General features: G+C 71.8%; 17 protein-coding genes and 3 riboswitches. Of the genes, 6 read left to right on the top strand and 11 right to left on the bottom strand.

Features of this window, described 5'->3' with window-relative positions:
- Positions 1-133: 133 nt before the first annotated feature.
- Genes KBA23_RS10170 through KBA23_RS10150 form a run of 5 tightly spaced genes read right to left on the bottom strand, consistent with a single transcriptional unit; the run spans position 134 to position 6651 of the window.
- On the bottom strand, positions 134-760 hold the full coding sequence (locus tag KBA23_RS10170; protein ID WP_290740275.1) for a precorrin-8X methylmutase: 627 nt from the start codon (positions 758-760) through the stop codon (positions 134-136).
- Positions 757-1878 (bottom strand): hypothetical protein, encoded by a 1122-nt coding sequence (locus KBA23_RS10165; protein WP_290740277.1) that lies wholly within the window; start codon positions 1876-1878, stop codon positions 757-759. Before KBA23_RS10165 ends, KBA23_RS10170 begins: the two co-directional genes overlap by 4 nt.
- Entirely contained in the window at positions 1878-5171 is a 3294-nt protein-coding gene (gene cobN / locus KBA23_RS10160) for a cobaltochelatase subunit CobN (RefSeq protein ID WP_290740273.1), read from the bottom strand. Before cobN ends, KBA23_RS10165 begins: the two co-directional genes overlap by 1 nt.
- A complete protein-coding gene (gene cobW / locus KBA23_RS10155) occupies positions 5171-6217 on the bottom strand; it encodes a cobalamin biosynthesis protein CobW (protein WP_290740270.1) in 1047 nt (348 codons plus the stop codon). The genes cobN and cobW overlap by 1 nt, the downstream gene beginning before the upstream one ends.
- The gene (locus tag KBA23_RS10150) at positions 6214-6651 is read right to left on the bottom strand and encodes a DUF1636 family protein (RefSeq protein WP_290740267.1); all 438 of its coding nucleotides are present in this window, start codon (positions 6649-6651) and stop codon (positions 6214-6216) included. The genes cobW and KBA23_RS10150 overlap by 4 nt, the downstream gene beginning before the upstream one ends.
- Positions 6652-6684: 33 nt before the next feature.
- A riboswitch (cobalamin riboswitch) is annotated at positions 6685-6880 on the bottom strand.
- A gap of 119 nt (positions 6881-6999) precedes the next feature.
- Positions 7000-7186, top strand: a riboswitch (cobalamin riboswitch).
- 36 nt (positions 7187-7222) lie between these two features.
- Here KBA23_RS10150 and KBA23_RS10145 point away from each other — a divergent pair.
- The 5 genes from KBA23_RS10145 to KBA23_RS10125 all read left to right on the top strand — a co-directional run bounded on the left by KBA23_RS10145 (position 7223) and on the right by KBA23_RS10125 (position 10861).
- Positions 7223-7411: a CbtB domain-containing protein gene (locus KBA23_RS10145; RefSeq protein ID WP_290740264.1), complete on the top strand. Its 189-nt coding sequence runs from the start codon at positions 7223-7225 to the stop codon at positions 7409-7411.
- Between the two features lie 16 nt (positions 7412-7427).
- Positions 7428-8174 carry a CbtA family protein gene (locus KBA23_RS10140; protein ID WP_290740262.1) on the top strand — a complete coding sequence of 249 codons (747 nt, stop codon included), beginning with the start codon at positions 7428-7430 and terminating at the stop codon, positions 8172-8174.
- On the top strand, positions 8167-8679 hold the full coding sequence (gene cobU, locus KBA23_RS10135; RefSeq protein ID WP_290740260.1) for a bifunctional adenosylcobinamide kinase/adenosylcobinamide-phosphate guanylyltransferase: 513 nt from the start codon (positions 8167-8169) through the stop codon (positions 8677-8679). The genes KBA23_RS10140 and cobU overlap by 8 nt, the downstream gene beginning before the upstream one ends.
- Entirely contained in the window at positions 8679-9293 is a 615-nt protein-coding gene (cobO, locus tag KBA23_RS10130) for a cob(I)yrinic acid a,c-diamide adenosyltransferase (protein WP_290740258.1), read from the top strand. The genes cobU and cobO overlap by 1 nt, the downstream gene beginning before the upstream one ends.
- Positions 9294-9397: 104 nt before the next feature.
- Entirely contained in the window at positions 9398-10861 is a 1464-nt protein-coding gene (locus tag KBA23_RS10125; RefSeq protein WP_290740256.1) for a cobyric acid synthase, read from the top strand.
- Here KBA23_RS10125 and cbiB read toward each other — a convergent pair.
- From cbiB to KBA23_RS10105, 4 genes are all read right to left on the bottom strand, one after another.
- On the bottom strand, positions 10845-11798 hold the full coding sequence (cbiB, locus tag KBA23_RS10120) for an adenosylcobinamide-phosphate synthase CbiB (protein ID WP_290740253.1): 954 nt from the start codon (positions 11796-11798) through the stop codon (positions 10845-10847). The two genes, KBA23_RS10125 and cbiB, sit on opposite strands and share 17 nt — an antisense overlap.
- Positions 11799-11883: 85 nt before the next feature.
- Positions 11884-12082, bottom strand: a riboswitch (cobalamin riboswitch).
- Between the two features lie 108 nt (positions 12083-12190).
- Entirely contained in the window at positions 12191-12748 is a 558-nt protein-coding gene (locus tag KBA23_RS10115; protein WP_290740249.1) for a hypothetical protein, read from the bottom strand.
- Between the two features lie 41 nt (positions 12749-12789).
- On the bottom strand, positions 12790-14397 hold the full coding sequence (locus KBA23_RS10110; protein WP_290740246.1) for a DUF1254 domain-containing protein: 1608 nt from the start codon (positions 14395-14397) through the stop codon (positions 12790-12792).
- A 288-nt stretch (positions 14398-14685) separates the two neighbouring features.
- Positions 14686-15981, bottom strand: coding sequence for a polysaccharide biosynthesis/export family protein (locus tag KBA23_RS10105; RefSeq protein ID WP_290740243.1), 1296 nt, complete (start codon positions 15979-15981; stop codon positions 14686-14688).
- Positions 15982-16257: 276 nt separating this feature from the next.
- On the opposite strand from KBA23_RS10105, the gene KBA23_RS10100 reads away from it, so the two are divergent.
- The gene (locus tag KBA23_RS10100) at positions 16258-18276 is read left to right on the top strand and encodes a hypothetical protein (RefSeq protein ID WP_290740240.1); all 2019 of its coding nucleotides are present in this window, start codon (positions 16258-16260) and stop codon (positions 18274-18276) included.
- A gap of 41 nt (positions 18277-18317) precedes the next feature.
- Here KBA23_RS10100 and KBA23_RS10095 read toward each other — a convergent pair whose 3' ends face one another.
- Complete coding sequence (locus KBA23_RS10095; protein ID WP_290740237.1) at positions 18318-19760, bottom strand: hypothetical protein; 1443 nt, start codon at positions 19758-19760, stop codon at positions 18318-18320.
- 113 nt (positions 19761-19873) lie between these two features.
- Complete coding sequence (locus KBA23_RS10090; protein ID WP_290740236.1) at positions 19874-20638, bottom strand: hypothetical protein; 765 nt, start codon at positions 20636-20638, stop codon at positions 19874-19876.
- Positions 20639-21610: the final 972 nt, after the last annotated feature.

The raw sequence follows: 21610 nt of genomic DNA, 5'->3' as shown, positions 1-21610 counted from the left end.
CTCGCCCGGGCCTGGATACGCGTGCTCTGGCGCACCTGGACGGACGGCGCCCTCTACGACCCGGCGCTGCACAGCGCCGCGGTCGCCCACAATACACTCGCAGCTTGACACAGGGTGTCTCATGCCGTGCCCCTCATGTCCCCGGCCTCGCCAGCGCGTTCACCGCCGCCGCCGCCATGGCGCTGCCCCCCATCCGCCCGAGCACCACCGCGTGCGGCAGGTCGGTTTCCGCCAGCGCCGCCTTCGACTCCGCCGCGCCCACGAAGCCGACCGGCATCCCGATCACCGCCGCCGGCCGCGGCGCGCCCGCCGCCAGCATCCCGAGCAGGTGAAAGAGCGCCGTCGGCGCATTGCCGATCGCGACCACTGCGCCCGCCAGCCGGCCGCGCCAGAGCTCGAGCGCCGCCGCCGACCGCGTGGTGCCGAGTTCGGCCGCCAGCCCCGGCGTGCGCGGGTCGCGCAAGCTGCAGACCACCGCGTTCCCCGCCGGCAGCCGCGCCCGCGTGACGCCGTGCGCCACCATCTCCGCATCGCAGAGGATCGGCGCTCCGGCCGCAAGCGCCCCGCGCGCCGCCGCCACGAAGCCCGGCGAGAACCGAAAGGCCGCCGCCGCCTCGACGAGGCCGCAGGCGTGGATCATCCGCACCGCGACCTCCGCCTCCGCCGGGCCGAAGCGCGACAGGTCCGCCTCCTCGCGGATGATCGCGAACGACCGGGCGTAGATCGCGTCGCCGTCGCGGATGTAGTCCTGTGCGGTCATGCCCGCGCCTCCTCCAGAAGCCGCGCGCCCAGCGCCGCGGCCACCGTTGTCCCCTCGCCGGTCACCATCGGCCCGCCCGGCGTGCCAACCAGCGTCACCGCCGGCCCCGCCGGCTGCGCGCAGCGCTTGGGGCAGCCCGAGAGATGCAGCCGCGCGCCCGCGGGCAACGCAACCCGGCCGGCGAGGCGCCCGGCGATCGCCCGCGTGGGCAGCAGCGCCGCGCCGCAGGCCGGCGCGCCGGCGCACGCGACAACCCTGAGCCGCGCGTCTCCCGGATCGGTGACGAGCCCGAGCCGCTCCGCCGCCGCCACGAGCCGCCGGTCCGCCGCGTCGCTCAGGCCCACGGCGATCACCGCCCGCCCCGGCGCCGGCCGGATCGCCGCCGCGCCCTCCACCGCCCCGGCGAGCGCCGCCAGCGCCGTGGCCTCCACCTTCCCGAACGCCAGCGCCACGCCGCGGCCGATGCCGTCGACGAGCGCGAAGCGCCCGACCGGGCAGGCGGGATCGCGCATCGGCAGGCCGGCCGCCGGACCGATGTCGAGATCCCTGGCGCGCACCCCGGCCGCCGAGAGCCGGGCGAGGACCGCGAGCCCCGCCGCCACCGCATCCTCCGCCACCGGATAGCGCCCGATCACCCGCGCCGCGGCCGCCGCGCCCCCCACCGCCACGACCCAGCCCTTCGGCGTGGCGCGAAGACGCAGGTCGGCCGGCACGGCGTCGAGGTGCAGCGCGCCGCCGCCATCGACGACCGCCGACACCTTCGGCAGCAGGACCCCGTCGAAGCGTCGAAGCGCGGCCGCCAGCGGCCGCGGGTCGGCGATCTCCTCCGGATCGAGCCCGGCGAGCGGCCCGGTCAGCACCGGAGGCCCCTCGGCCGGCAAGATCCGAAGCCCGGCCAGCGTGTCGGCGAAGCCGCCCGCCGTCTCCGGCCGCAGGCCGCGCACCTGCAGACTGCCCCGCGCCGTCACCTCCACGAGCCCGTTGCCGTAACGCGTCGCCGCCGCCGCGAGCCCCGCGAGCTGCCCCGGCGACAGCCCCTCGGGCAGCGCCATCCGGGCGATGAGCCCGTCGCCGCTCGCCATCGGCGCGGCGAGGCTCGGGCAGGCGCCGCGGCGCATCACGACGCCGCCTCCCGCGCCCGCGCCTCGGCAAGGAGACGCGCCAGGCCGTCGTCGACCGAGTTCCGGCGCGGATGCCAGAGCCCGCGCCGCCGCGCCGCGCCGAACCGCTCGGCGATCGCCCGCGCGGCCGCCGGATTCTCGTGCAGCAGGAACTCCCGCACCGCCGGATCGCCGACATAGGCGTCGTGCACCGCCTCGATCAGCGCCGCCGCCACCGCGTCGGTCGTCTCGGCGAAGCCGATCAGCCGGTCCACCGTCTCGGCGAGCTCGGCCGCGCCGCGTGGCCCGTGGCGGAGCTGGCCGGCGATGAAGCGCGGGTTCGTCGCCCGCGCCCGCACCACCCGCGTCACCGCCTCGGCAAGCGAGCGCGCCCGCGGGCGGTCGGGGTCGGTCCCGTCCAGCACCACGAGATCGGCCTTGCCGCCGAGGGCGGCGACCGCAGCCGCGAAGCCGCCGACGAAACCGACGTCGGCCGAGCCCTCGAGGAGGTCGCGTCCCGGGTCGTCCTCGGGGTGGATCAGGAGCTCCGCCGCCGCCACCCGCTCGGCGAAGGCGCCGGCTTCGGCCGCCCCCTCGCCGTCGGGGCCGCCGAAGGCGTGCGAGCCTGTCTCGAGATAGACCCGCCCGAGTTCCGCCCGGTCCTGCCAGTCGCCGCTCGCCAGCCGCTCCTCCGGCCCCGCGCCATAGGTGCCGGGCGCCGAGCCGAAGATCCGGCGCGGCCGCCCGAGCCCGGCGAGCGGGTTCTCGGCCTGCGTCTCGTCGCGCGCCGCCACCGCGGCGACGGCGGCGTCGAGGAGCGCGATCTGCGGCCCGAACATGTCGCGGAAGAGCCCGGAGATCCGCCAGGTCACGTCGACCCGCGGCCGCCCGATCGCCGCCGGCGGCAGCACCTCGATGCCGGTCACCCGTGCGCTGCCTTCGTCCCAGACCGGCCGGCAGCCCATCAGCGCCAGTCCCTGCGCGATCGCCTCGCCGCCGGTCCGGAGGCTGGCGCTGCCCCAGAGGTCGAGGACGAGCGCCCGCGGCCAGTCGCCATGCTCCTGCACGTGGCGGCGCAGCACCTCGTCCGCCGCCGCCTTCCCCAGCGCGAAGGCGGTCGGCGTCGGCAGCGTCCGCGGGTCGGCGGCGTAGAGGTTGCGCCCCGTGGGCAGCACGTCGGTCCGCCCGCGCGCCGGCGCACCCGACGGCCCCGGCGCCACCCGGCGCCCGTCGAGCGCCGCGAGCAGCGCCGCCCGCTCCGCCGCGGCCGAAGCAACGCGCTCCGGCGCCGCGCCCGCCTCCGCCCGGCCATAGACGTGCAGCCCGTCCTTCACCGCGAAGTCCTTCAGGTCGCAGAGCCAGGCGTCGATCCGGACCAGCGCCGCCTCCGGGTCGTCGCCCGCCCCGACCCCGGCCTCGCCGGCGAGCCCGCGCGCCGCCGCCGTCTCGACGATCAGCCGCGCCAGCCGCTCCCGCCGCCGCCGGTCGAGGCCGTCGGCCTGGGCGTACTCGTCCACCAGCCGCTCGAGCTCGCGCTCGGCCCCGGAGAGGCCGGCCCCGACGAGGGGCGGCGTCAGGTGCCCGAGCGTCACCGCCCCGATCCGCCGCTTCGCCTGCGCCGCCTCGCCCGGATTCGAGACGATGAACGGATAGACGACGGGCAACGCTCCCGCGACCACCTCCGGAAAGCACGCCTCGCTCAGCGCCACCGTCTTGCCCGGCAGCCACTCGAGCGTCCCGTGGGCGCCGACGTGCACCAGCGCCTGGCAGCCGAGCCTCTCGCGCAACCACAGTCCGAAGGCGACGAGCGCATGGCGCGGCGGCAGGGCCGGGTCGTGGTAGTCCGCCCGCCGGTCCGCGCTCAGTCCCCGGTCCGGCGCCAGCGCCACCGTGACGTTGCCGAACTGCGCGAAGCGAAACCCGAACGCGCCTCCCGACGCCTCCGCCTCGGCCCCGCCCCAGGCCTCGGCGACCGCTCGCCGCGCCGCCGCCGGCAGCGCCGCGGCGAGCCGCGCATAGTCGGCGAGCGCCAGCCCGTCGCGCTCCCGCGCCAGCAGCCGCACGAGATCCCGCGGCGTCTCCGGGACGCCCTCGACCGCATAGCCCGCAGCCTCCAGGTCGGCGAGGATCGCCAGCACGCTCGCCGGCACGTCGAGCCCGACGGCATAGCCCGTCCGCCCCGCCGCCGCCGGATAGTCCGGGATCAGGATCGCGAGCCGCCGCTCCGCCGCCGGCGTCGCCGAGAGCCGGATCCCGGCCGCGATCCGCCGCGCCGCCTGCGCCACCCGCCCCGGCTCCGGCCGGTTCGCGAGCAGGCTCAGCCCCAGCGCCGCATCCGGCGCGGCGGCCGCCTTGAACGACATGACGCCCGCGAGGATGCGCCCGTCGAGCTCCGGCAGCACCACGTGCATCGCGAGATCGGCCGGCGCGAGCCCGCGCGGCCCGGCGGCCCACGCCTCGGCCCGCGTCGTCGCCGGCGCCACCTGATGGACCGGCGCCCCGAGCCGGTCGAAGAACCCCGCGTCCTCGCCCGCCGCGAACGCCGTCGCGGTGACGAGCGCCGCCGGCCGCAGCGCCGCGAGCGCCGGCTCGACCTCGGCGAGCACGTCCGCATCGCGCAGGCTCGGCACGAAGACCGGGACCGCCGCGATCCCCTCGGCGTCGAGCGCCGCGACCAGCGCCTCGACCGGCGCATGGTCGCCCGCAAGCAGCATCGAGCGGTAGAAGATCACCGGCGCCACCGGCCGCTCGACCGGCCCCGCCGCCGCCAGCGGCCGCACCTCGCCCCCGATCCACAGCCCCGCGCGGGGCAGCGGCCGCGGCCCCGGCGCCTCGAGCCCCGCCATCCGCGCGAGCAGCGCCCGCATGTTCTCCGGCCCGCCCTCGCGGAAATAGCCGAGGAGCGCCGCGAGTTCCTCCCGCGGCAGCGTCGAGAGCGCCGCCAGCCGCTCGTCCGCCTCGCGGCACTCCCCCGGCAGCAGCGCCAGCGCGACCCCCCGCGCACGCGCCACCGCCGCCAGCCGTTCGCAGCCGTAGGGCCACCAGTCGTAGCCGCCGAGAAGCCGCACCACGATCGTCCGCGCTTCCGCCGCCACTGCCTCGATCCAGAGGTCGACCGACATCGGATGCCTCAGGTCGCGCAACGCCGCGAGCCGCAGCTCCGGCAATCCCGACCCGCGCCAGCCCGCGGCAAGCGCCGCGAGGTCGCTGTCGGAAAACGACAACGCCACCAGCGGCGCCGGCCGCTGACCGAGATCGACCGGCTCGATCAGGTCGTCCAGCGACGCCGTTGTGACGTTGAGGATGTGCATCAGGCCGCCAGCAACCGCTCGACCGCCGCGCGGTCGAGCCCCTTCAGCCCGATCACCACGAGCCGCGTCCCCCGCGCCTCGTCCTCGGCCCACGGCCGGTCGTAGTGATGACTGACCCGCGGCCCCACCGCCTGCACGAGGAGCCGCATCGGCTTGCCCGCCACCTCGGCGAAGCCCTTCACCCGGAGCACGTCCGCCGCCTCCGCCGCCGCCGCCACCCGCGCGGCCAGCGCTTCCGGCCGCTCGACCGCCGGCAACTCGATCACGAAGCAGTCGAAGTCGTCGTGGTCGTGCTCCGGCTCGTCGTCATGCGCCGTCCGCCGCCCGTCAATCACCTCCTCGACGGCGAGGCCCTGCCCGAGCAGCACCGCCGGATCGACCCGGCCCCGCTCGGCCGCCACGATCTTCACCGCCCGCCCGAGATGCCGCTCGACCAGCGCCGCGGCCGCCGCGCGCGCCGCCGGCTGGAGCAGGTCGGCCTTGGAGAGCACGATCAGGTCCGCACAAGCCACCTGGTCGCCGAACACCTCCTCCACCGGGTCGTCGTGGTCGAGCGAGGCATCCGCCGCCCGCTGCGCCGCCAGCGCCTCGAGGTCCTGCGCCACCCGCCCCTCGGCCAGCGCCGGCCCGTCGACGACCGCGACCACGCTGTCGACCGTCACCCGGCTCTTCACCCCGGGCCACTGGAACGCCTGCACCAGCGGCTTCGGCAGCGCGAGCCCGCTCGTCTCGATCAGGATATGGTCGACATTCCCGCGCGACAGGATCCGGTCGAGCGCCGGCACGAAGTCGTCGGCGACCGTGCAGCAGATGCAGCCGTTCGCGAGCTCGACGATGTTCTCCTCCGGGCAGCTCTCGATGCCGCAGCCCTTCAGCACCTCGCCGTCGATCCCGACGTCGCCGAACTCGTTGACGAGGACGGCGAGCCGCCGCCCGCCGGCGTTCTCGAGCAGGTGGCGGATCAGCGTGGTCTTGCCGGCGCCGAGGAAGCCGGTGACGACGGTGCAGGGCACGCGGCCCGAAAAGCCCTGGGCGAGATCGGTCATGGCAGATCCTTCAGCAGATCGAGGGGAGGGACGCGCGCGATCAGCCCGCGCTTCAGCGCCTCCGGCCGGCCGCGATACGGCATGAAGCCGTCGGCGGCGCCCGCGAAGAGCCGGGCCGCTTCGAGAAGGTCGGCGCCCGAGGTCTCGTCGAGCCCGCCGAAGACATAGGTCCAGCAGCCGGGCCGATAGACCGCGACCGAGAGTCCGCGGCTGCAATTGCCGAGACAGGCGACCCGCCGCACCGCAACGCCGGAGCCTGCCGCCGCGCCGAGCGCGTCCGCGAGCGCGTCGGCGAGACGGCTGCCCGGGCGCGGCGTCTCCGGCCCGTCGCCGGCGCGCCGGCAGGAGGAGCAGACGAGGACCGTCACCTCGCCGGCGGCCGCATCGCCCGCGAGGACGGGCGGCTCCGTGGGGGACGCCAGGGAACTGGACACGCGCGCCTCCTTGCCCAGGTCAACCCGCCGGGCGGTCGAAAGTCTGGCGACGGCAGGTCTCCTGGCTCGCGGATCGTCGCGCCTGGCCGCCTTCCCGGAACCGATGTCCCAGTGGCCGTTGGCCGGCACTAACCGCCTACAGTTGCGGGTACAGCTGCGGAGTTGCCGGAGACCGGCGCACCGCATTCCCTCTCCCCTCGCGGGGATGACCGTCACTGGCCGATCTCTATGGCCGTGGGTGGCGCCAAGTCAACGCCGCCTCTTGGCCAGCCTGTCGCCAGCCTGCCCGGCTGGCCGGGCGCTCGCCGAAGGAGCCGGTCGAAGGAGCTTGTCACGGGCCGCGTTTCCGTTCACGTTCGCGGCGTCGGTGTTCCCGCGAGGGAACGACGAGGGAATGCGGTGCGAATCCGCGGCTGCCCCCGCAACTGTAAGCGGCGAGCCCAGCCTCTCATGACCACTGGGAGCGATCCCGGGAAGGTGAGGCAAAGGCCCTGACCCGCGAGCCAGGAGACCTGCCGGCGATCGACGTGGCTCCAGCGGCCCTCGGGTGGAGGGCGACAAGGACTAGGCAATGACCCATACTCCCTCGGCGACCGACCCCTCGAAAACCGGCGCGTCGCCAGCTTCGCTCGCGGCGCAGCGCCTGATCGCGGCGGCGCTCGGCGTCTTCATCATCGGCATGGTCGGCTTCACGCACATGAGCGTCGCCCACAATGCCAGCCACGACTATCGCCACTCGATGGCCTTCCCCTGCCACTGACCGGGAACCGACCATCATGAGCGGACTTCGCAGCATGCTGCTCCTCGCGGCGGCCTCCGGCATCCTCGTCGCCATTGCGATGACGATCCTGCAATTCTTCGCCACCGTGCCGCTGATCCTTCAGGCCGAGGTCTACGAGAGCGCGGCCGAGGCCGAAGCCCCCGCGGCCACGGCCGGGCACGACCACGGCGCCGTCGCGATGACCGCGGCGCACGACCACGGAGACGAGGAATGGGAGCCCGCCGACGGCTTCCAGCGCATGAGCCTGACCGCCGTCGCCAACGTCGTGACCGCGATCGGCTTCGGGCTTCTCCTTGTCGCGGCCTCCGAATTCGCCGGCGGCATCCGCAGGTGGCGCGAGGGGTTCTTCTGGGGCCTCGCCGGCTTTGCGGTCTTCACGCTCGCGCCCGGGCTCGGCCTGCCGCCGGAACTCCCCGCCATGCCCGCAGCCGAACTCGCGCCGCGGCAGGTCTGGTGGGTCGGCGCCGTCGTCGCGACCGCCGCCGGCCTCGCGCTCATCGTCTGGGGCCGGGGCCCGGCGATCGCCCTGCTCGGCGCGGCGCTCCTGATCGCGCCGCACCTCGTCGGCGCGCCGCAGCCGCCGACGCACGAGAGCCCGGTCCCGGAGGACCTGCACCACCGCTTCGTCGTGGCCGTGACGATCACCAACCTCGTCTTCTGGCTTCTCCTTGGCTACGCGGTCGCGGTCTTGCGCCCGCGCTTCGCGGCCGACCTCGGCACGCCGCAGCCGCGGCTTGCCTGAGGCGGGCCTCACCCTCGTCCTCGGCGGGGCGCGCTCGGGCAAGAGCCGCCTCGCCGAGGGCCTCGTGGCCGCCCGGCCGGCGCCGTGGCTCTACGTCGCCACCGCCCAGGCGTTCGACGACGAGATGCGCGCGCGAATCGCCGACCACCGCGCCCGCCGCGCCCAGGGCTGGGAGACGGCCGAGGCGCCGCTCGAGCTTGCCCCTGCCCTCGAAACGGCTCCCGAGGGGCGGCCGGTCCTCGTCGACTGCCTGACCCTCTGGCTCTCCAACGTCATGCTCGCCGGTCGCGACGTCGAGGCCGAGACGGATCGCCTCGCCGCCGCCCTTGCCCGGCCACGGGGCGCATGGGTTGTCGTGTCCAACGAGGTCGGCCTAGGGATCGTCCCGGACAACCCTCTTGCCCGCCGGTTCCGCGACGCCGCCGGCTGGCTCAACCAGCGGGTCGCCGCCGCAGCCGGCCGCGTCGTGCTGACGGTGGCGGGCCTTCCCGTCGAGGTGAAATGATGCCCGAGATCGCCGACGCCGAAGCCGAGCGCCACAAGGCGAAGATGGCGAAGCGCAAGGCAGCGCAGGATGCCGAGGTCGCGGCGAAGACCGTCGAGAAGGGCCTGCTCCTGGTCCACACCGGCCCCGGCAAGGGCAAGTCGACCGCCGCCTTCGGCCTCGCCCTCCGCATGCTCGGCCACGATCGCCGCGTCGGCGGGGTCCAGTTCGTCAAGGGCGCCTGGGACACCGGCGAGCGGCGCGCGCTCGCCGCGTTCGGCGATCGCGTCGCCTGGCATTCGATGGGCGAGGGCTTCACCTGGGAGACCCAGGACCTCCGCCGCGACGTCGCCGCCGCCGAACGCGCCTGGCAGCAGGCCGAGGCGCTGATGGCCGATCCGACCATCGCCCTCCTCGTCCTCGACGAGCTCAACATCGCGCTCCGCTACGACTACCTCGCCGTCGATCGCGTGGTGGCCGCCCTCGCCGCACGCCGCGCGGATCTCCACGTCGTCGTCACCGGCCGCAACGCGAAGCCCGCGCTTCTCGAGGCCGCCGATCTCGTCACCGAGTTCGCCCTCGGCCGCCATCCCTTCGCCGCCGGCGTGAAAGCCCAGCCGGGCATCGAGTTCTGAGTGACCGTGACTGGCGTCAACCTTTCGCCGGCGCCCGGAAACCCGGTGCATGGGTTGTGCATGGGTTGTGCATGCGATGTGCATCGGGCGAAGCGCCGTTAACCATGCCGGCCCGCACCCTCATGTTCCAGGGCACCGGCTCCGACGTCGGCAAGTCGCTGATCGTCGCCGGCCTCGCCCGCGCCTTCGCCGACCGCGGCCTCCGCGTCCGCCCGTTCAAGCCGCAGAACATGTCGAACAACGCCGCCGTCACCGCCGACGGCGGCGAGATCGGCCGCGCCCAGGCCCTCCAGGCCCGCGCCGCCCGCACCACGCCCACGGTGGACATGAACCCGATTCTCCTGAAACCTCAAAGCGATGTCGGCGCCCAGGTCATCGTCCACGGCCGCGTCGCCGGCAACGCCACCGCCCGCGCGTGGCAGCGCCGCAAGGCCACCCTCCTCCCCGCCGTCCTCGAGAGCTACACCCGCCTCCGCGCCGACGCGGACCTCGTCCTCGTCGAAGGCGCCGGCAGCGCCTCCGAGGTGAATCTCCGCCCCAACGACATCGCCAACATGGGCTTCGCCCGCGCCGTCGACGCTCCGGTCGTCCTCATCGGCGACATCGACCGCGGCGGCGTCATCGCCAGCCTTGTCGGGACCCGCGCCGTTCTCGACCCCGCGGACGCGGCCCTGATATCCGGGTTCGTTGTCAACAGGTTCCGCGGCGACCCTGCCCTCTTCCGGGACGGCATGGCCTTCGTCGCCGAGCGGACCGGCTGGGCCCCCGTCGGCCTCGTTCCTTTCACGAAGGTTGCCGCGTGCCTGCCGGCCGAGGACGCGCTCGCCCTGTCCCGCCCCGCCGACGCCTCCCCGCGCCCCGGCGCGCTCCGCATCGCCGTGCCGATCCTGCCCCACATCGCCAATTTCGACGACCTCGATCCGCTGGCCGCCGAGCCGGCCGTCGATCTCGTCCGCGTCCACCCGGGCGCGGCGCTCCCCGGGGACGCCGCCCTCGTCCTCCTCCCCGGCTCCAAGGCGACTCTTGCCGACCTCGCGGCCCTGCGCGCCGCCGGCTTCGACATCGACATCGCCGCGCACCTCCGCCGCGGTGGCCGCGTGCTCGGCCTCTGCGGCGGCTACCAGATGCTCGGCCGCACCATCGTCGATTCCGCCGGCATCGAGGGCCCACCCGGCATCCAGCCCGGCCTCGGCTTCCTCGACGTGGCGACGGAACTCACCGGCGAGAAGCGCCTCGAGGCCGTCGCCGGCCGCACTGACGATGCCGTTCCCTTCGTGGGCTACGAGATGCACATGGGCCGAACCCATGGCCCCGATTGCGACCGTCCCTTCGGCACGCTCGCCGACGGCCGCACCGAAGGAGCCCGCTCCGCCGACGGCCGGGTCTTTGGCACCTACGTCCATGGCCTCTTCGCCGAGGACGCCCAGCGCGGGGCCTGGCTCGCCCGCCTCGGGGCGGGACCGTCGGCCATGAGCTACGAAACCGGAGTCGAGGCGGCCCTCGACTCCGTGGCCCGTCACCTGGAGGTCCATCTCGACCTCGAGCTCCTGCTCAGATTGTCCAGATGACCCCGGCTGCGAGCAGCGTCACGAGCAGCGCGTCGGCCGCCCGGTAGAGCCGGAGCGCGCGGCGGATGTCGGCGGATCCGAGATCGCGCCGCCCGCCTGCTCCCATGATGGCGTCGTCGACCGCCAGGCCGCCATAGCTGCGCGGACCGGCGAGCGCGAAACCTAGGGCGCCGGCCATCGCCGCCTCGGGCCAGCCGGCATTCGGCGAGCGGTGCCGGCGGGCATCGCGTCGAATCGCGCGCGCGGCGCCGCGCGGCGAGGCTCCCGGAACCAGCGCCGCCGCGGCCACGAGGAGCAGCGCCGTGAGCCGCGACGCCGGCAGGTTGACGAGATCGTCGAGCCGTGCCGAAGCCCATCCGAACGCCCGATAGCGCTCGGTCCTGTGGCCGATCATGCTGTCGGCGGTATTGATTGTCTTGTAGGCGATCGCCCCCGGCAGACCGGCGATCGTCATCCAGAGCACCGGAGCGACCACGCCGTCGGAGAAATTCTCCGCCAGGCTCTCCACCGCCGCACGCGAGACGCCTGCCACGTCGAGCGCCTCCGGATCGCGCCCCACGATGTGCGCCACCGCCAGGCGGCCGGCCTCGACGCCGCCTGCATCGAGCGCATCCGCCACGCGCTGCACATGATCGGCGAGGCTCCGCTGCGCGATCAGGCTGCCCGCGAGGCAGGCCGCAACCACCAGGCCGACCGGCCCGCCAAGCAGAGCTTCAAGTCCTGCGCCGACGCTCCCAACGGCCGCGGCCGCCAGGCTGATCGCGATGACGCCCGAAATCCTCCGTCTCGGCACGGAGCCCCGGTTCAGAAGCCTCTCCAGCGCCCCGATCAGGGTCCCGATCCAGATGACGGGATGCCCGATGCGCCGGAAGACCGCGTCGGGGTAGCCGGTCAGGAGCTCGGCGAGCATGGCGAGCATGGGCAGCAGGAGCCCCATCTATTGCCGCCGCCTGGAGGGACGGCGGACAGAGATCCACGACAGCCGCGCCTGACGCATCCCATCCCCCTCCGGACTACCCCCGGGCCTCGGTTCCTGCGCCGGCAGGTCTCCTGGCTTGCGGGTTGCGCGGGCCTTGCCGCCTTCCCGGGGCAACGCCCCAGTGGCATGTCGGCAGGCCCCTCGCCGCGTACAGTCGCGGGGGCGGCTCCGGTCTGGCCCGTGGACATGGACCCCCGGGTTCCCTCTTCGTCCTTGCGGACACCGGCGCGCTCCGGATGGCGGCTGCGGGACCGGCTGTCAACGGGAAAGCCCGGGTCGTCCAGGGCCTTCCCTTCCGCAACCCGCCGCGGCCGACCGAAGGCGGCGATAGTGGCCGATCCTGCGTCCGGTCAGTACAGGGCGGCGCGGCGGTACGCGCGTCGGGCGACGCCTGCGTACGAGAGCGGCGTCAGCGGCATCCCGATGACGTCGATGAACACCGACACCTCCTTGCCGAGCACCGGCATCTCGCCGCTGACGATCTGCACGGTGTAGTGCAGGTCCTCGCCCTCGATCACGGGATCGCGGAGCACGACGACCGTCTGGCGCAGCGTGCCGTTCTCGAGGATCGAAACGTCGGCGTTGGGCGGGTCGGAGAGGAAGCTGTCCTTGCCCTCGCTCCAGAAGGGCACGAAGGCCTCCGTCGTCATGTTGCCGGCGATCCGCTCCGGCCGGTCGGAGAAGAACAGGGTAACCGGGCTGACGCCGCGCAGCGTCAGCCGGTTCTGGTCGGCATCGAAGGCCATGCCCTCGGCCGTCTGCACGAAGAGAAAGTCGGCCTGGCCGTTCACCGCCTCCTGCGCACCGGCGCCGCCGGCGGCGAGCGCCGCAGCGAGTGTTGCGCCTCCCGCCAGCACCGCCCGGCGGGAGGCAACAACTGCTTCGGAGATACACCCTGTCGTATGCATTTCTCTCTCCATGAAGTGAGGGCCCGGGCGCCGGGGCGGGATCATTTGACAAGCTCGATCTCGCTCGGCCGCCACTCCCTGGTGAAGAAGGACTCGAGCGGGCTGTAGAGCCGCAGGATGGTGAACCAGCCCTTGGCCGGATCGGTCTGGATCCAGTTGCCGCGGGCCACGCCCTCAGGCTGCTCGGGCGCGAACCAGACCGTGGTCGCGCCGTCCTCGGCCGGCTCGGCGGCCGGCGAGGGATAGCTCTGGCTGCCGGCGCGCGGGTAGTTCTGCGGGGTCGCCAGCATCGAGCGGGTCTGGTTGTCGTAGAGCGTGAACGACCAGAAGGCCCGCGCCGGGATGTCCTTCGGCAGCACCACCCTGTAGGTCCTGGCCCCGTCGAAGGGCGCGCCGGTCGCGTCGAGACCGGTCATCAGGTACTGCGAGCCCACGTCGGGAAGGCGCATGATCATCCCGGGGCTGTCGAGCGTGTAGCCGTAGTAGAAGGCCGTGCGCGAATCGAGCGTCCGCGCGCCGGTCGGCGGCAGCGGCTTGAACTCGCCGCCCTCGAACTGCGGCGGCGGCGTCTCGAAGTTGGCGCCGCCCTCCCAGAGCATGCTCCACCAGTGCGAGCCCTCGTAGTACGCCCAGTCCGGATGCGCGTCCGCCCAGGCCCATTGCAGCGACCGCCCGAAGGCGTCGCCGACCGCCGCGGCGTCCGTCAGGATCGCCTGCATCCGCTCGTCGGGCGCGAAGGGCTTGCCGTGCACGATGCCGATCGCCGCGAGCTGGCCGGCGAGCTCCACGTCGTAGCTCGTCGCCGGCTCGGCCTGGAGGTTGGCGTCGATCATGTCGAAGATGCCGACGTCGCTCGGCGGGATGGTGTTGAAGGCGAGGCCGCTGCCCTCGACGAACTTCGTCTCGGGGATCGTCGGCTCGCCCGCCAGCCGCACCGCGCCGGTCAGCGCCTGCGCGATGCTGGTGCCGTAGCTGCCGGGGACGTAGGGGTAGATCTTCAGGTTCGCCTTCACGTTGTCGACCGCCGGTTTGGGATCGTCGTTCACCAGGTAGGCGCGGGCGGCGTAGAGGACGTGGTTGGTCTTTGAGTGCGCGACGAAGTAGCCGCCCTCGGGCAGCGGCCCGTCATAGCCGGGCGGCACGATCAGGTACTTGCCGCCGAGGCCGCGGTCGGGTCCCGGAGCGCCGATGTCGATGATCCAGGAGAACCACATGTCGTTGATCGTGCCGACCGCGTCGGAGGGCTGCTCGATCACCATCGGACCGTCGCTCAGGTCGATCGCCGAGAGGTAATAGACCGTGTCGGCATTGGCGGTCAGGAACAGCGAGTCCGCGTCCATCAGCTCGGAGAAGATGACCACGCCGTTCGCGCCGGCGACCTCTTCGAAGCCCTTGCGCAGCGCATAGGCCGAGGCGCCGCGGAAGCTGTTGTTGTAGACGGCGAGCGCATTGGCGAAGTCCACGGCATCGTAGGCCGTCTGCGCGGTCGCGGCGGTCGGCGCGCCGTCATCGAACTCCAGCGTGCCGGCGCGCGTCTCGACCGACTCCGGCGCCGAGAGCGACCGGACGGTTTCGGGCGCGACGTCGGCCCAGGCGGGCCCCAGCGCGACGGCGAGAGCGAGGCTGCTCGCCGAGATCGGGCGGATCATCGTTCGGTTCTCCTGCGGAATGGTCTGTCGGCGGATTCGCGCCCCTCGAAGATACCCTTCCCGGCGCATCGGTTCTGCTCATTTCGCGCCAGTCTTCCTCGGACGGGTCCGATCGTCCGTACGCGCAGGCAGGCGCGGGGCGAGTGGCCGGTCCAGCGGAGCGAAGCTGCCGCAATTTCCTGCACGGTCTGGCAGAAGAACCCGTGCGGTGTCCAGCCGGACATCGTCCACAACCAGCCGAACTCGCGATCGCCCGGGCGGCGCACCTGCAGCGCCGTCTCCAGACCCCTATGGAACCGCCCCCGTCAGGGACGCCGGCCGGTAAGCGGTCGGATCGGGCGCGGTCGTATCCGTGGTCACGACCTCGATGACGTCGCCCGGCCGGACGAGCGCATCCATGCCGGGCCGGAGCTCGACGGCCCCGTCTCCCGTGCCGCGATGGACGATGGCCTCGGGCGCCACCGAGAGCGGCGTCGCTACCGGTGCGGCGCCCGGGGCCGCCGCCAGAGCGAGCGCGCGCTGCAAGCCCGAGATCTGGCTTTCGAGATCGAACAGCGCGCGTCGGGCCCCGGCGAGCGCCGCAAGATCGGCTTCCCGCCGATCCGAAGTGAGCCTTCCCCGCTCGGCGTCGGATTCGGCGCGCTGGATCCCGAGGCGCTCGATTTCACTCTGGGTCTGGAGAAACTGCGCTTCGGAGAGAAACTGCATCCGGCTCATCTCATGCACGCGGTCCGCCAAATGGACGAGCCCTCGCTCCTTGAGCCCCTCGAGCCGCGCCAGCTCCTGCCGGTCGACCGCCAGAGCCTCGGCCTGGTTCCTCTTCTGCTCCTCGAGGTACTGCGCGCGCATCGCGTAGAGCGGGTCGAGGCGGTCGAGCAGCTCGCGAGCCTTGCGCTGCTTTTCGTTCGCGGCTTCCAGCATTTGCGCGTGCAGCGCCAGAAGCGCGTCGGCGCCCTTCTCGTCGAGGCCGAGCTCGGCAGCCGTCGGAGCCGGCCGGCTCTCGCCTAGCGCATTCTCCAGTCGCCAGATCGTCGCCAGCGTTTCGGCGCGGGCGCGCGTCAGCCGGCTGATCTCCGCCACCCGCAGCACCATCCCCGAAGGGTCGGTGCCGCCTGCGTCAAGGCCTTGGCCGAGGATCCCTCCGGCGGCCGCGATCGCGGAGCGAACGGTCAGGCCGGAGCTGAACGGAATGAGCCGCGGGCTGGTCACCATGCCCGACACGGTCACGTCGCGATAGCGCTCGACCTCGAGGGCGACGTCGCTCGGGGCGACATCGAGAACGGAGGCGAGCCTCGACGCGTCAAAAACCCGAAAGGTGATGGACCCGACCATCTCCTGCAAGGTCGACTGAACCTCCTCGACCGTCCTGCCCTCGGCTCTGACGCGCCCGAAGCGCGGCAGGGACACGAAGCCGTCGTTCGAGACGGAGGCAACGGACGAGAACTGCTCTATGCCGGCGACCTGAAGGCGGACCGTGTCACCCGGCGCTAACGGGTATTCGTCGGCGGGCGCCGAACCCGCCGCGCAGGCGAAAGCGAGAATCAGCAGCGCCTGCGCTCTCCGCAGCAAGGTCGGAATCGGCATGGACATCCCCCACCAAAGCGAATGGCCAAAACTAGCACAGCCAGCGGAACGGTAAGAGCCCTATCCGGTCGAGGGATGAGATCGCGCGCATTACTCCGGGTCGCACGGGCAGGATCCCTCGCTTGGGTGATGCGCAGGGGGGAGAATGCTTCGCATGAGCAACTGCCGGATCCCGGCTGGTTCGGTAACATAATGGCACGATGCGCCGGGGATTCTCCCCGGCTGGTAGGGGTATCTGCCGCGAAGAGGGTCGGCCCCGCATTGTAGGAACGCAGCATGGCCATTCAGACCATCGAGAGGCGGGTGGCGTCGGCAACCGACGACGCCGAGGAAAAGTCGAGCGGCTCCATCTCGTCCAATGTCGGCGATCTCGAGCTGGGCTTCGACGGGTCAAAGGTCCAGAAGGTCGGCATCCGGTTCACCGACCTCGGCATTCCGCAAGGCGCCCAGATCACCGCCGCCTACATACAGTTCACGGTGGACGAGTCGAACAGCAGCGCATCGTCACTGCTGATCCGGGGCGAGGACAGCAACGACGCGGCTACGTTCAGCAATGCCAAGTTCAACATCTCCTCGCGTCCCTTGACGGATGCGTCCGTGGACTGGTCGCCGGAGGCCTGGACGCCGGCCGGCGCGAGCGGGGCCGCGCAGCGGACCGCCGACATCTCCGCGGTCGTGCAGGAAATCGTGAACCGCTCCGGCTGGACCGCGTCCAACGCCATGGCCTTCGTAATCAGCGGCACCGGCACCCGCACGGCGGATTCCTTCGAGGACTCGCCCGGCACCGCGCCGCTGCTGCACATCGAGTACACGCTTCCCGGCGGCGGCTCCCCGGTCGCGTTCGACGCCCAGCCGGACGCCGACCCAGACAGCAACCAGATCGCCGAGCTGGCGATCGCCGGCGCCCCGACGGGCATCACCGCGTCCGCGCACGACCCCGACGGCGACACGGTGACCTACAGCATCAACGATTCGCGGTTCACCATCGACGCCAACACCGGCGTGATCACGCGATCGGGCAACGGGACGCTGGACTTCGAGACCCAGACGACCGTCACGCTGACGGTGACGGCGCACTCCTCCGACTCGACCACCGCCACCCGGCAGTTCACGCTCAATATCCTCGACAGCCAGGAGCCGGTCGCCTTCCGGTCGCCGGCGGATGCGAACTCCGCGGCCAACACGATCGCGCAGTCGGCTGGCGCCGGCACGGGCGTCGGGATCACCGCGTCGGCGAACGACCCCGACGCCGGCGACACCGTTTCCTACACGATCGACGACAATCGGTTCTCGATCAGCCCGAGCGGCGTGATCACGCGTTCGAGCAACGGCACGCTCAACGCCCAGAACGAGCCCTCGATCACTCTGCGCGTAACGGCGACCTCCTCCGATTCGAGCACCGACACCCACGACTACACGCTCGCAGTCACCGGTGGCGGCGGCGGTGGCGGCGGCCTGCCCAGCTCGCTCACCCTCGTGCGGACCACCCTGACCTCGCAATGGTCGCCACCGAGCCCCGACCCCTCCGGCCTTGTCTATATCAGCCATCTCGGCAGGATGCTCATGGTGGACGGCGAGGTCGAAGAGCTGCCGATCTTCGAGGGCAAGAACGTCTACGAGATGCAGCTGAACGGCACCTTGGTGTCCACTGCTTCTACTGTTTCGTTTTCCGACGAGCCGACGGATATCGCTTACAATCCGAACAACCACCATATCTACATTTCGGACGACACGGGATCCCGAGGGTTCTATGTGGTCGATCCCGGCAACGATGACCTGTATTTTACATCAGATGATAAAAGAACCTTCGCCAACACGGGACCATTTGGGGCCAAAGACGCGGAGGGAATCGCCTATGACACGACGCGCAACGTCATGTACATCGCGAGCGGCGCGGATCAGAAAATCTTCACGATCAGCCCCGGCGCGAACGGCAAGTTCGATGGCGCCCCGTCCAAAGGTGGCGACGACACCGCGACCAGCTTCAACACCCTGCCGCTGGGCATCAACGATCCCGAAGCCGTCGCCTACGACGCCGTTCACGATGTCCTGTTCGTGCCCGCATCCAAGACGTCCATCGCCATGCTCACTCCCGACGGCGAACTCCTCGACACCTTCAACGTTTCGCAGATCAAGGCGCACAAGATCGCGGGCCTGGCGCTCGCACCCAGCAGCGACGATCCGGACCAGATGAGCCTCTATGTCACCGATCGCGGGCGTGATGGTGACAGCAGCCCTAACTACAACGACGGCAAGATCCACGAGTTCCACATAGACGATTTCCTCTTCTCCTGAGGTCGTCGGTCGACGCAGCCGGCAGGGGGCTGCGGCCGGGGTCATATACCGCTCCAGACCGCCCGCATCGCTGCCGCGGCGGTCTCGTCGAGCGGGTGGTCGGTGTCGATGGTCACGACCCGTATGCCGGGATATTCGGCGATGGTCTCGCGGTCCCTGCGCCGGATCACGGCTTCCGGATTCGGCCCGCCCGTCTTGACGCGCTCAGCGTCGCGCCGAAGGGTCGTCTGGATCGGCGCCGACAGGCTGACGACCAGCCCCGGCCCAGGCAGACCCGCATAGAGCCGCCGTTCCAGGGACATCAGCCATCGCTTGACCCGGGACTGGCAGCGCGCGACGTCCGCCTCGCAGAAGTGGCTGCTGTCGGTGGCGCCCGCTGTCACCGACGGATACCGGTCCGCGATCACGATCGAGCCGGCGGCGGCGGCGCGCCAGCAACGCCGAACGAGGGCCCGGCGCTCATAGGCGAGGATGGCCACCCGCAGGACGTAGACGAACGAGAACCGCGATCTGTCGGCGCCCGGAGGCGCCTCGAACCCCTGGGTGCGGTGGCTGGCCCAGATCCGGCGCCCCAACGGAAGCATCAGCCGGGGCAGCAGCGTCAGCGCCGTCGCGGGCGGCTTGCCGACGTGCACCTGCCAGACCCTGTAGTTGCGCCCAAGGCGACGGGCGACGGCGCCGGTCAGCGTAGATTTCCCGCTCGCCTTCGGGCCGACGAACGCGACGATGATACCGGAAGACGTCGGAATCTTCCCGCGGCGGCGCTGAAGCCGGCCCAGCGCCAGCATGAGCAACCGCCAGAGCTGCGATGTGGTGGCCGCCAGCGGCCCGAGGCGTCGCCAGTTCTGCAGATGCCCCCTGATCCGCCAAGAGACGCGGATGCGCCGAAGCAGATCGCCTCGGTCGGCGATCGCGTCCTGAGCGGCCCGGAACAGGGAGACCGGAGCATCCGGGAGCAGCTGGCGCCACAAGTCCTCGGCCGCGGCGGCGTTCGCAGAGTCGCGCAGCCAGTCGAGTTCCTCGACCACGGCCGGATAGTCCCGGTTCACCACCAGGAGCTCGAAGGGGCGCACGTGCTTGAGCGCGATCCGCAGGACGAACGCGACGAGTTCCGCCTCGGGACTGGGGACCGGAACGCCGTGAAGCCGGCGCGTGCCGGCGAGCAGCATGTCCTCGAGAGGGAGCCGGTAGCACTTCGCCACGCTGTCGCCGGTGACGATCTGGAAATAGACATGCGCATGCACCAGCGTCGCCCGATCGGGATCGAGCGCAAAGGCGTGCAGCACGCCCGGGTGCCCGATTCCGTTTGCCGAGGCGGTCAGCTTGAAGCCGCACTCCAGCAGCAAGGCGGTGAACGCGGCGGCGTCCTCGCGATGCACCAGGACATCGAGATCGCCCTCCCCGGAAAGGCTTTCGAGGAGCCGGACATTGCTCTTCCAGTGACAGTAGCGGATTCGCGCGTGATCGAGCGCGTCGAGCAGCATCCGAATAGAGCAGCTTACTGGCGGGTCAGGGCGGTCGAGACCGGCCGGGACGTCGAATGGTTCCACGCCCGCATCGGCGTTTGCAAGCAGCGGCGGCGGTGCGTCTGGCCGATTCATTCCGACTTGTCCCCTATCAGCGAACCGATCTCTCCGGCGATCGACTGCACGGCGGCGTCGAGGTCGGCGCGGTTTCCGGATTGCACATTCATCACGACGCGACCCTCCTCGGCGAGCAGCTCGGCGAGGACCGCGGCGATCTCTGCCTGCCGGAGCCAAAGTCCGACCTCGTTCCCGAACAGGCGCTCGAATGCCCGCCGGCGGCGCACTCGCTCCTGCAGCCGGCTTTCGAGGACCGAACGCGGCGCCACGACGTGGATCAGGAGATCGGCCCGGGGGACCAGCGCGAGGCCGCGGGCCAGCGCCGACCTGTCGATCGGGTCGGACAGCAGCGCCATCGAGCACAGCAGCGTCAGGAACCCCTGGTCGAGGATCATCACCTCGCCGGCTCGCTGGTTGTCGCGCCAGGCGCGGCAGAGATCGGCGGCGTACCTGCGGATCCGCAGTTCGCGGACGCGGCTGCCCGGCGGAAGGATCGCAAGGAGCTCCTCGACGATCGGATCGCGCCGTCCATCCGGAAGCAATGCCCGCAGCCCGCCGGCGATCTTCATCAGCTGAATGGACAAGGGAGAACCGCCACTCGGCGGCTCGAGATCGCCAGGGGGCGACGCTCGTCCGAACTGCACCAGTCGCACGGGCGATCCCCGCCCTCGCAGGTCCGCCGAGAGCGCGAGCGCGGCGGTGGTCTTGCCGGCTGCGGCGGCGCCGAGGAACTCCACGGTCACGCAGGCCGGGTCGGCGTCGAATCGGGCCGCCGCCATGGATCTGTTGCCGGGCCCGTCTCCGGCGGCGAAACGAGGCGAATCTGCCACAGTCATGTCAGGTCGCTTCTTGATCGCAAGCCGATGTCCCGAGCAGGCCGTGGCCCAGAGCCCCCCTTGCCGCGCCGATCCGGGCCGGGGGCCGGCAGGGGGAGTCCCCGTGGATCGCATTTCGCCCCCTCGAGCGCGGCCTCGACCTGCCCCGGGACGCACGGCGCCCGGACTGCGGCGGCGAGCCCACGCCGCAGGGCGCTCTCGGAAACCGCGCCGCAATCGCCCGAGACCCGATGAAACCAGTCGAGCTCACCGCCGGGATTCGTTCTCACCCACCGTCATCCATCGTTGTGCGCGAGTGGCCGACTGCCTCTCACCATAAGAACTTTCAGTACGCAGCACGCTAACTTCGATGTCAACAATGCATACTACTGGACATCCGTACCAGACACCCGAAAGATACCCTGAATCCGACGCTCGCTTTGAAGCCACTTGCGCCAGGCGGGGCGATGCGCGCCCGAATGGCGCCAGACCCAGCGACCGCCGTGACCGCGCGCTCCCACATGCGCCCGCTTGGATGAACCGGCGTCGCGGCGGCCGACTCGCATCCCGGAGGCGCTGTTCCTGCGGGAGCGACGAAAACCCCTGCGATCCGGGGCCGATCATGCTCTGACGCTTTCTGCATCTTTCGTATACTATCCCGCCACCTATGGTTGCACGGACACATCGGCACAACCCGACCTCGGCTTCCTTGCAGCGCGCAACATGTCCGTTACGGCACGCTGCCCGGTCTCAACTGTTTTACAAAGCGTCATACAACCGTTACAGTGTGCCGAGTGGGGAGCGGCTACTCCAAAGGGGGTAGAGAGACCGTCTGAAGGTTCGGGGGGGGGGGCATGAGATTTGATTTGCTGGCCGTAATAGGATTCGATGGAATCATTGCCGAGGGCCTCAGAAGCGTACTCAACGGCTCCCGCT

It is taken from the genome of Amaricoccus sp. (assembly GCF_017995835.1).
Taxonomy (GTDB): Bacteria; Pseudomonadota; Alphaproteobacteria; order Rhodobacterales; family Rhodobacteraceae; genus Amaricoccus.
Note: the sequence above shows the minus strand (reverse complement) of the source record. Positions and strands in the feature narration are given on the sequence as shown.

What these genes read in the sequence shown, in the direction of transcription:
- KBA23_RS10140 (WP_290740262.1), top strand. Translation starts at nt 7,428, where the DNA reads ATGAGCGGACTTCGCAGCATGCTGCTCCTCGCGGCGGCCTCCGGCATC.
- KBA23_RS10090 (WP_290740236.1), bottom strand. Translation starts at nt 20,638, where the DNA reads ATGGCGGCGGCCCGATTCGACGCCGACCCGGCCTGCGTGACCGTGGAG.
- cobO (WP_290740258.1), top strand. Translation starts at nt 8,679, where the DNA reads ATGCCCGAGATCGCCGACGCCGAAGCCGAGCGCCACAAGGCGAAGATG.
- KBA23_RS10095 (WP_290740237.1), bottom strand. Translation starts at nt 19,760, where the DNA reads ATGCTGCTCGACGCGCTCGATCACGCGCGAATCCGCTACTGTCACTGG.
- KBA23_RS10115 (WP_290740249.1), bottom strand. Translation starts at nt 12,748, where the DNA reads ATGCATACGACAGGGTGTATCTCCGAAGCAGTTGTTGCCTCCCGCCGG.
- KBA23_RS10110 (WP_290740246.1), bottom strand. Translation starts at nt 14,397, where the DNA reads ATGATCCGCCCGATCTCGGCGAGCAGCCTCGCTCTCGCCGTCGCGCTG.
- KBA23_RS10105 (WP_290740243.1), bottom strand. Translation starts at nt 15,981, where the DNA reads ATGCCGATTCCGACCTTGCTGCGGAGAGCGCAGGCGCTGCTGATTCTC.
- cbiB (WP_290740253.1), bottom strand. Translation starts at nt 11,798, where the DNA reads ATGGGGCTCCTGCTGCCCATGCTCGCCATGCTCGCCGAGCTCCTGACC.
- cobW (WP_290740270.1), bottom strand. Translation starts at nt 6,217, where the DNA reads ATGACCGATCTCGCCCAGGGCTTTTCGGGCCGCGTGCCCTGCACCGTC.
- KBA23_RS10145 (WP_290740264.1), top strand. Translation starts at nt 7,223, where the DNA reads ATGACCCATACTCCCTCGGCGACCGACCCCTCGAAAACCGGCGCGTCG.
- KBA23_RS10100 (WP_290740240.1), top strand. Translation starts at nt 16,258, where the DNA reads ATGGCCATTCAGACCATCGAGAGGCGGGTGGCGTCGGCAACCGACGAC.
- KBA23_RS10170 (WP_290740275.1), bottom strand. Translation starts at nt 760, where the DNA reads ATGACCGCACAGGACTACATCCGCGACGGCGACGCGATCTACGCCCGG.
- cobN (WP_290740273.1), bottom strand. Translation starts at nt 5,171, where the DNA reads ATGCACATCCTCAACGTCACAACGGCGTCGCTGGACGACCTGATCGAG.
- KBA23_RS10165 (WP_290740277.1), bottom strand. Translation starts at nt 1,878, where the DNA reads ATGCGCCGCGGCGCCTGCCCGAGCCTCGCCGCGCCGATGGCGAGCGGC.
- KBA23_RS10125 (WP_290740256.1), top strand. Translation starts at nt 9,398, where the DNA reads ATGCCGGCCCGCACCCTCATGTTCCAGGGCACCGGCTCCGACGTCGGC.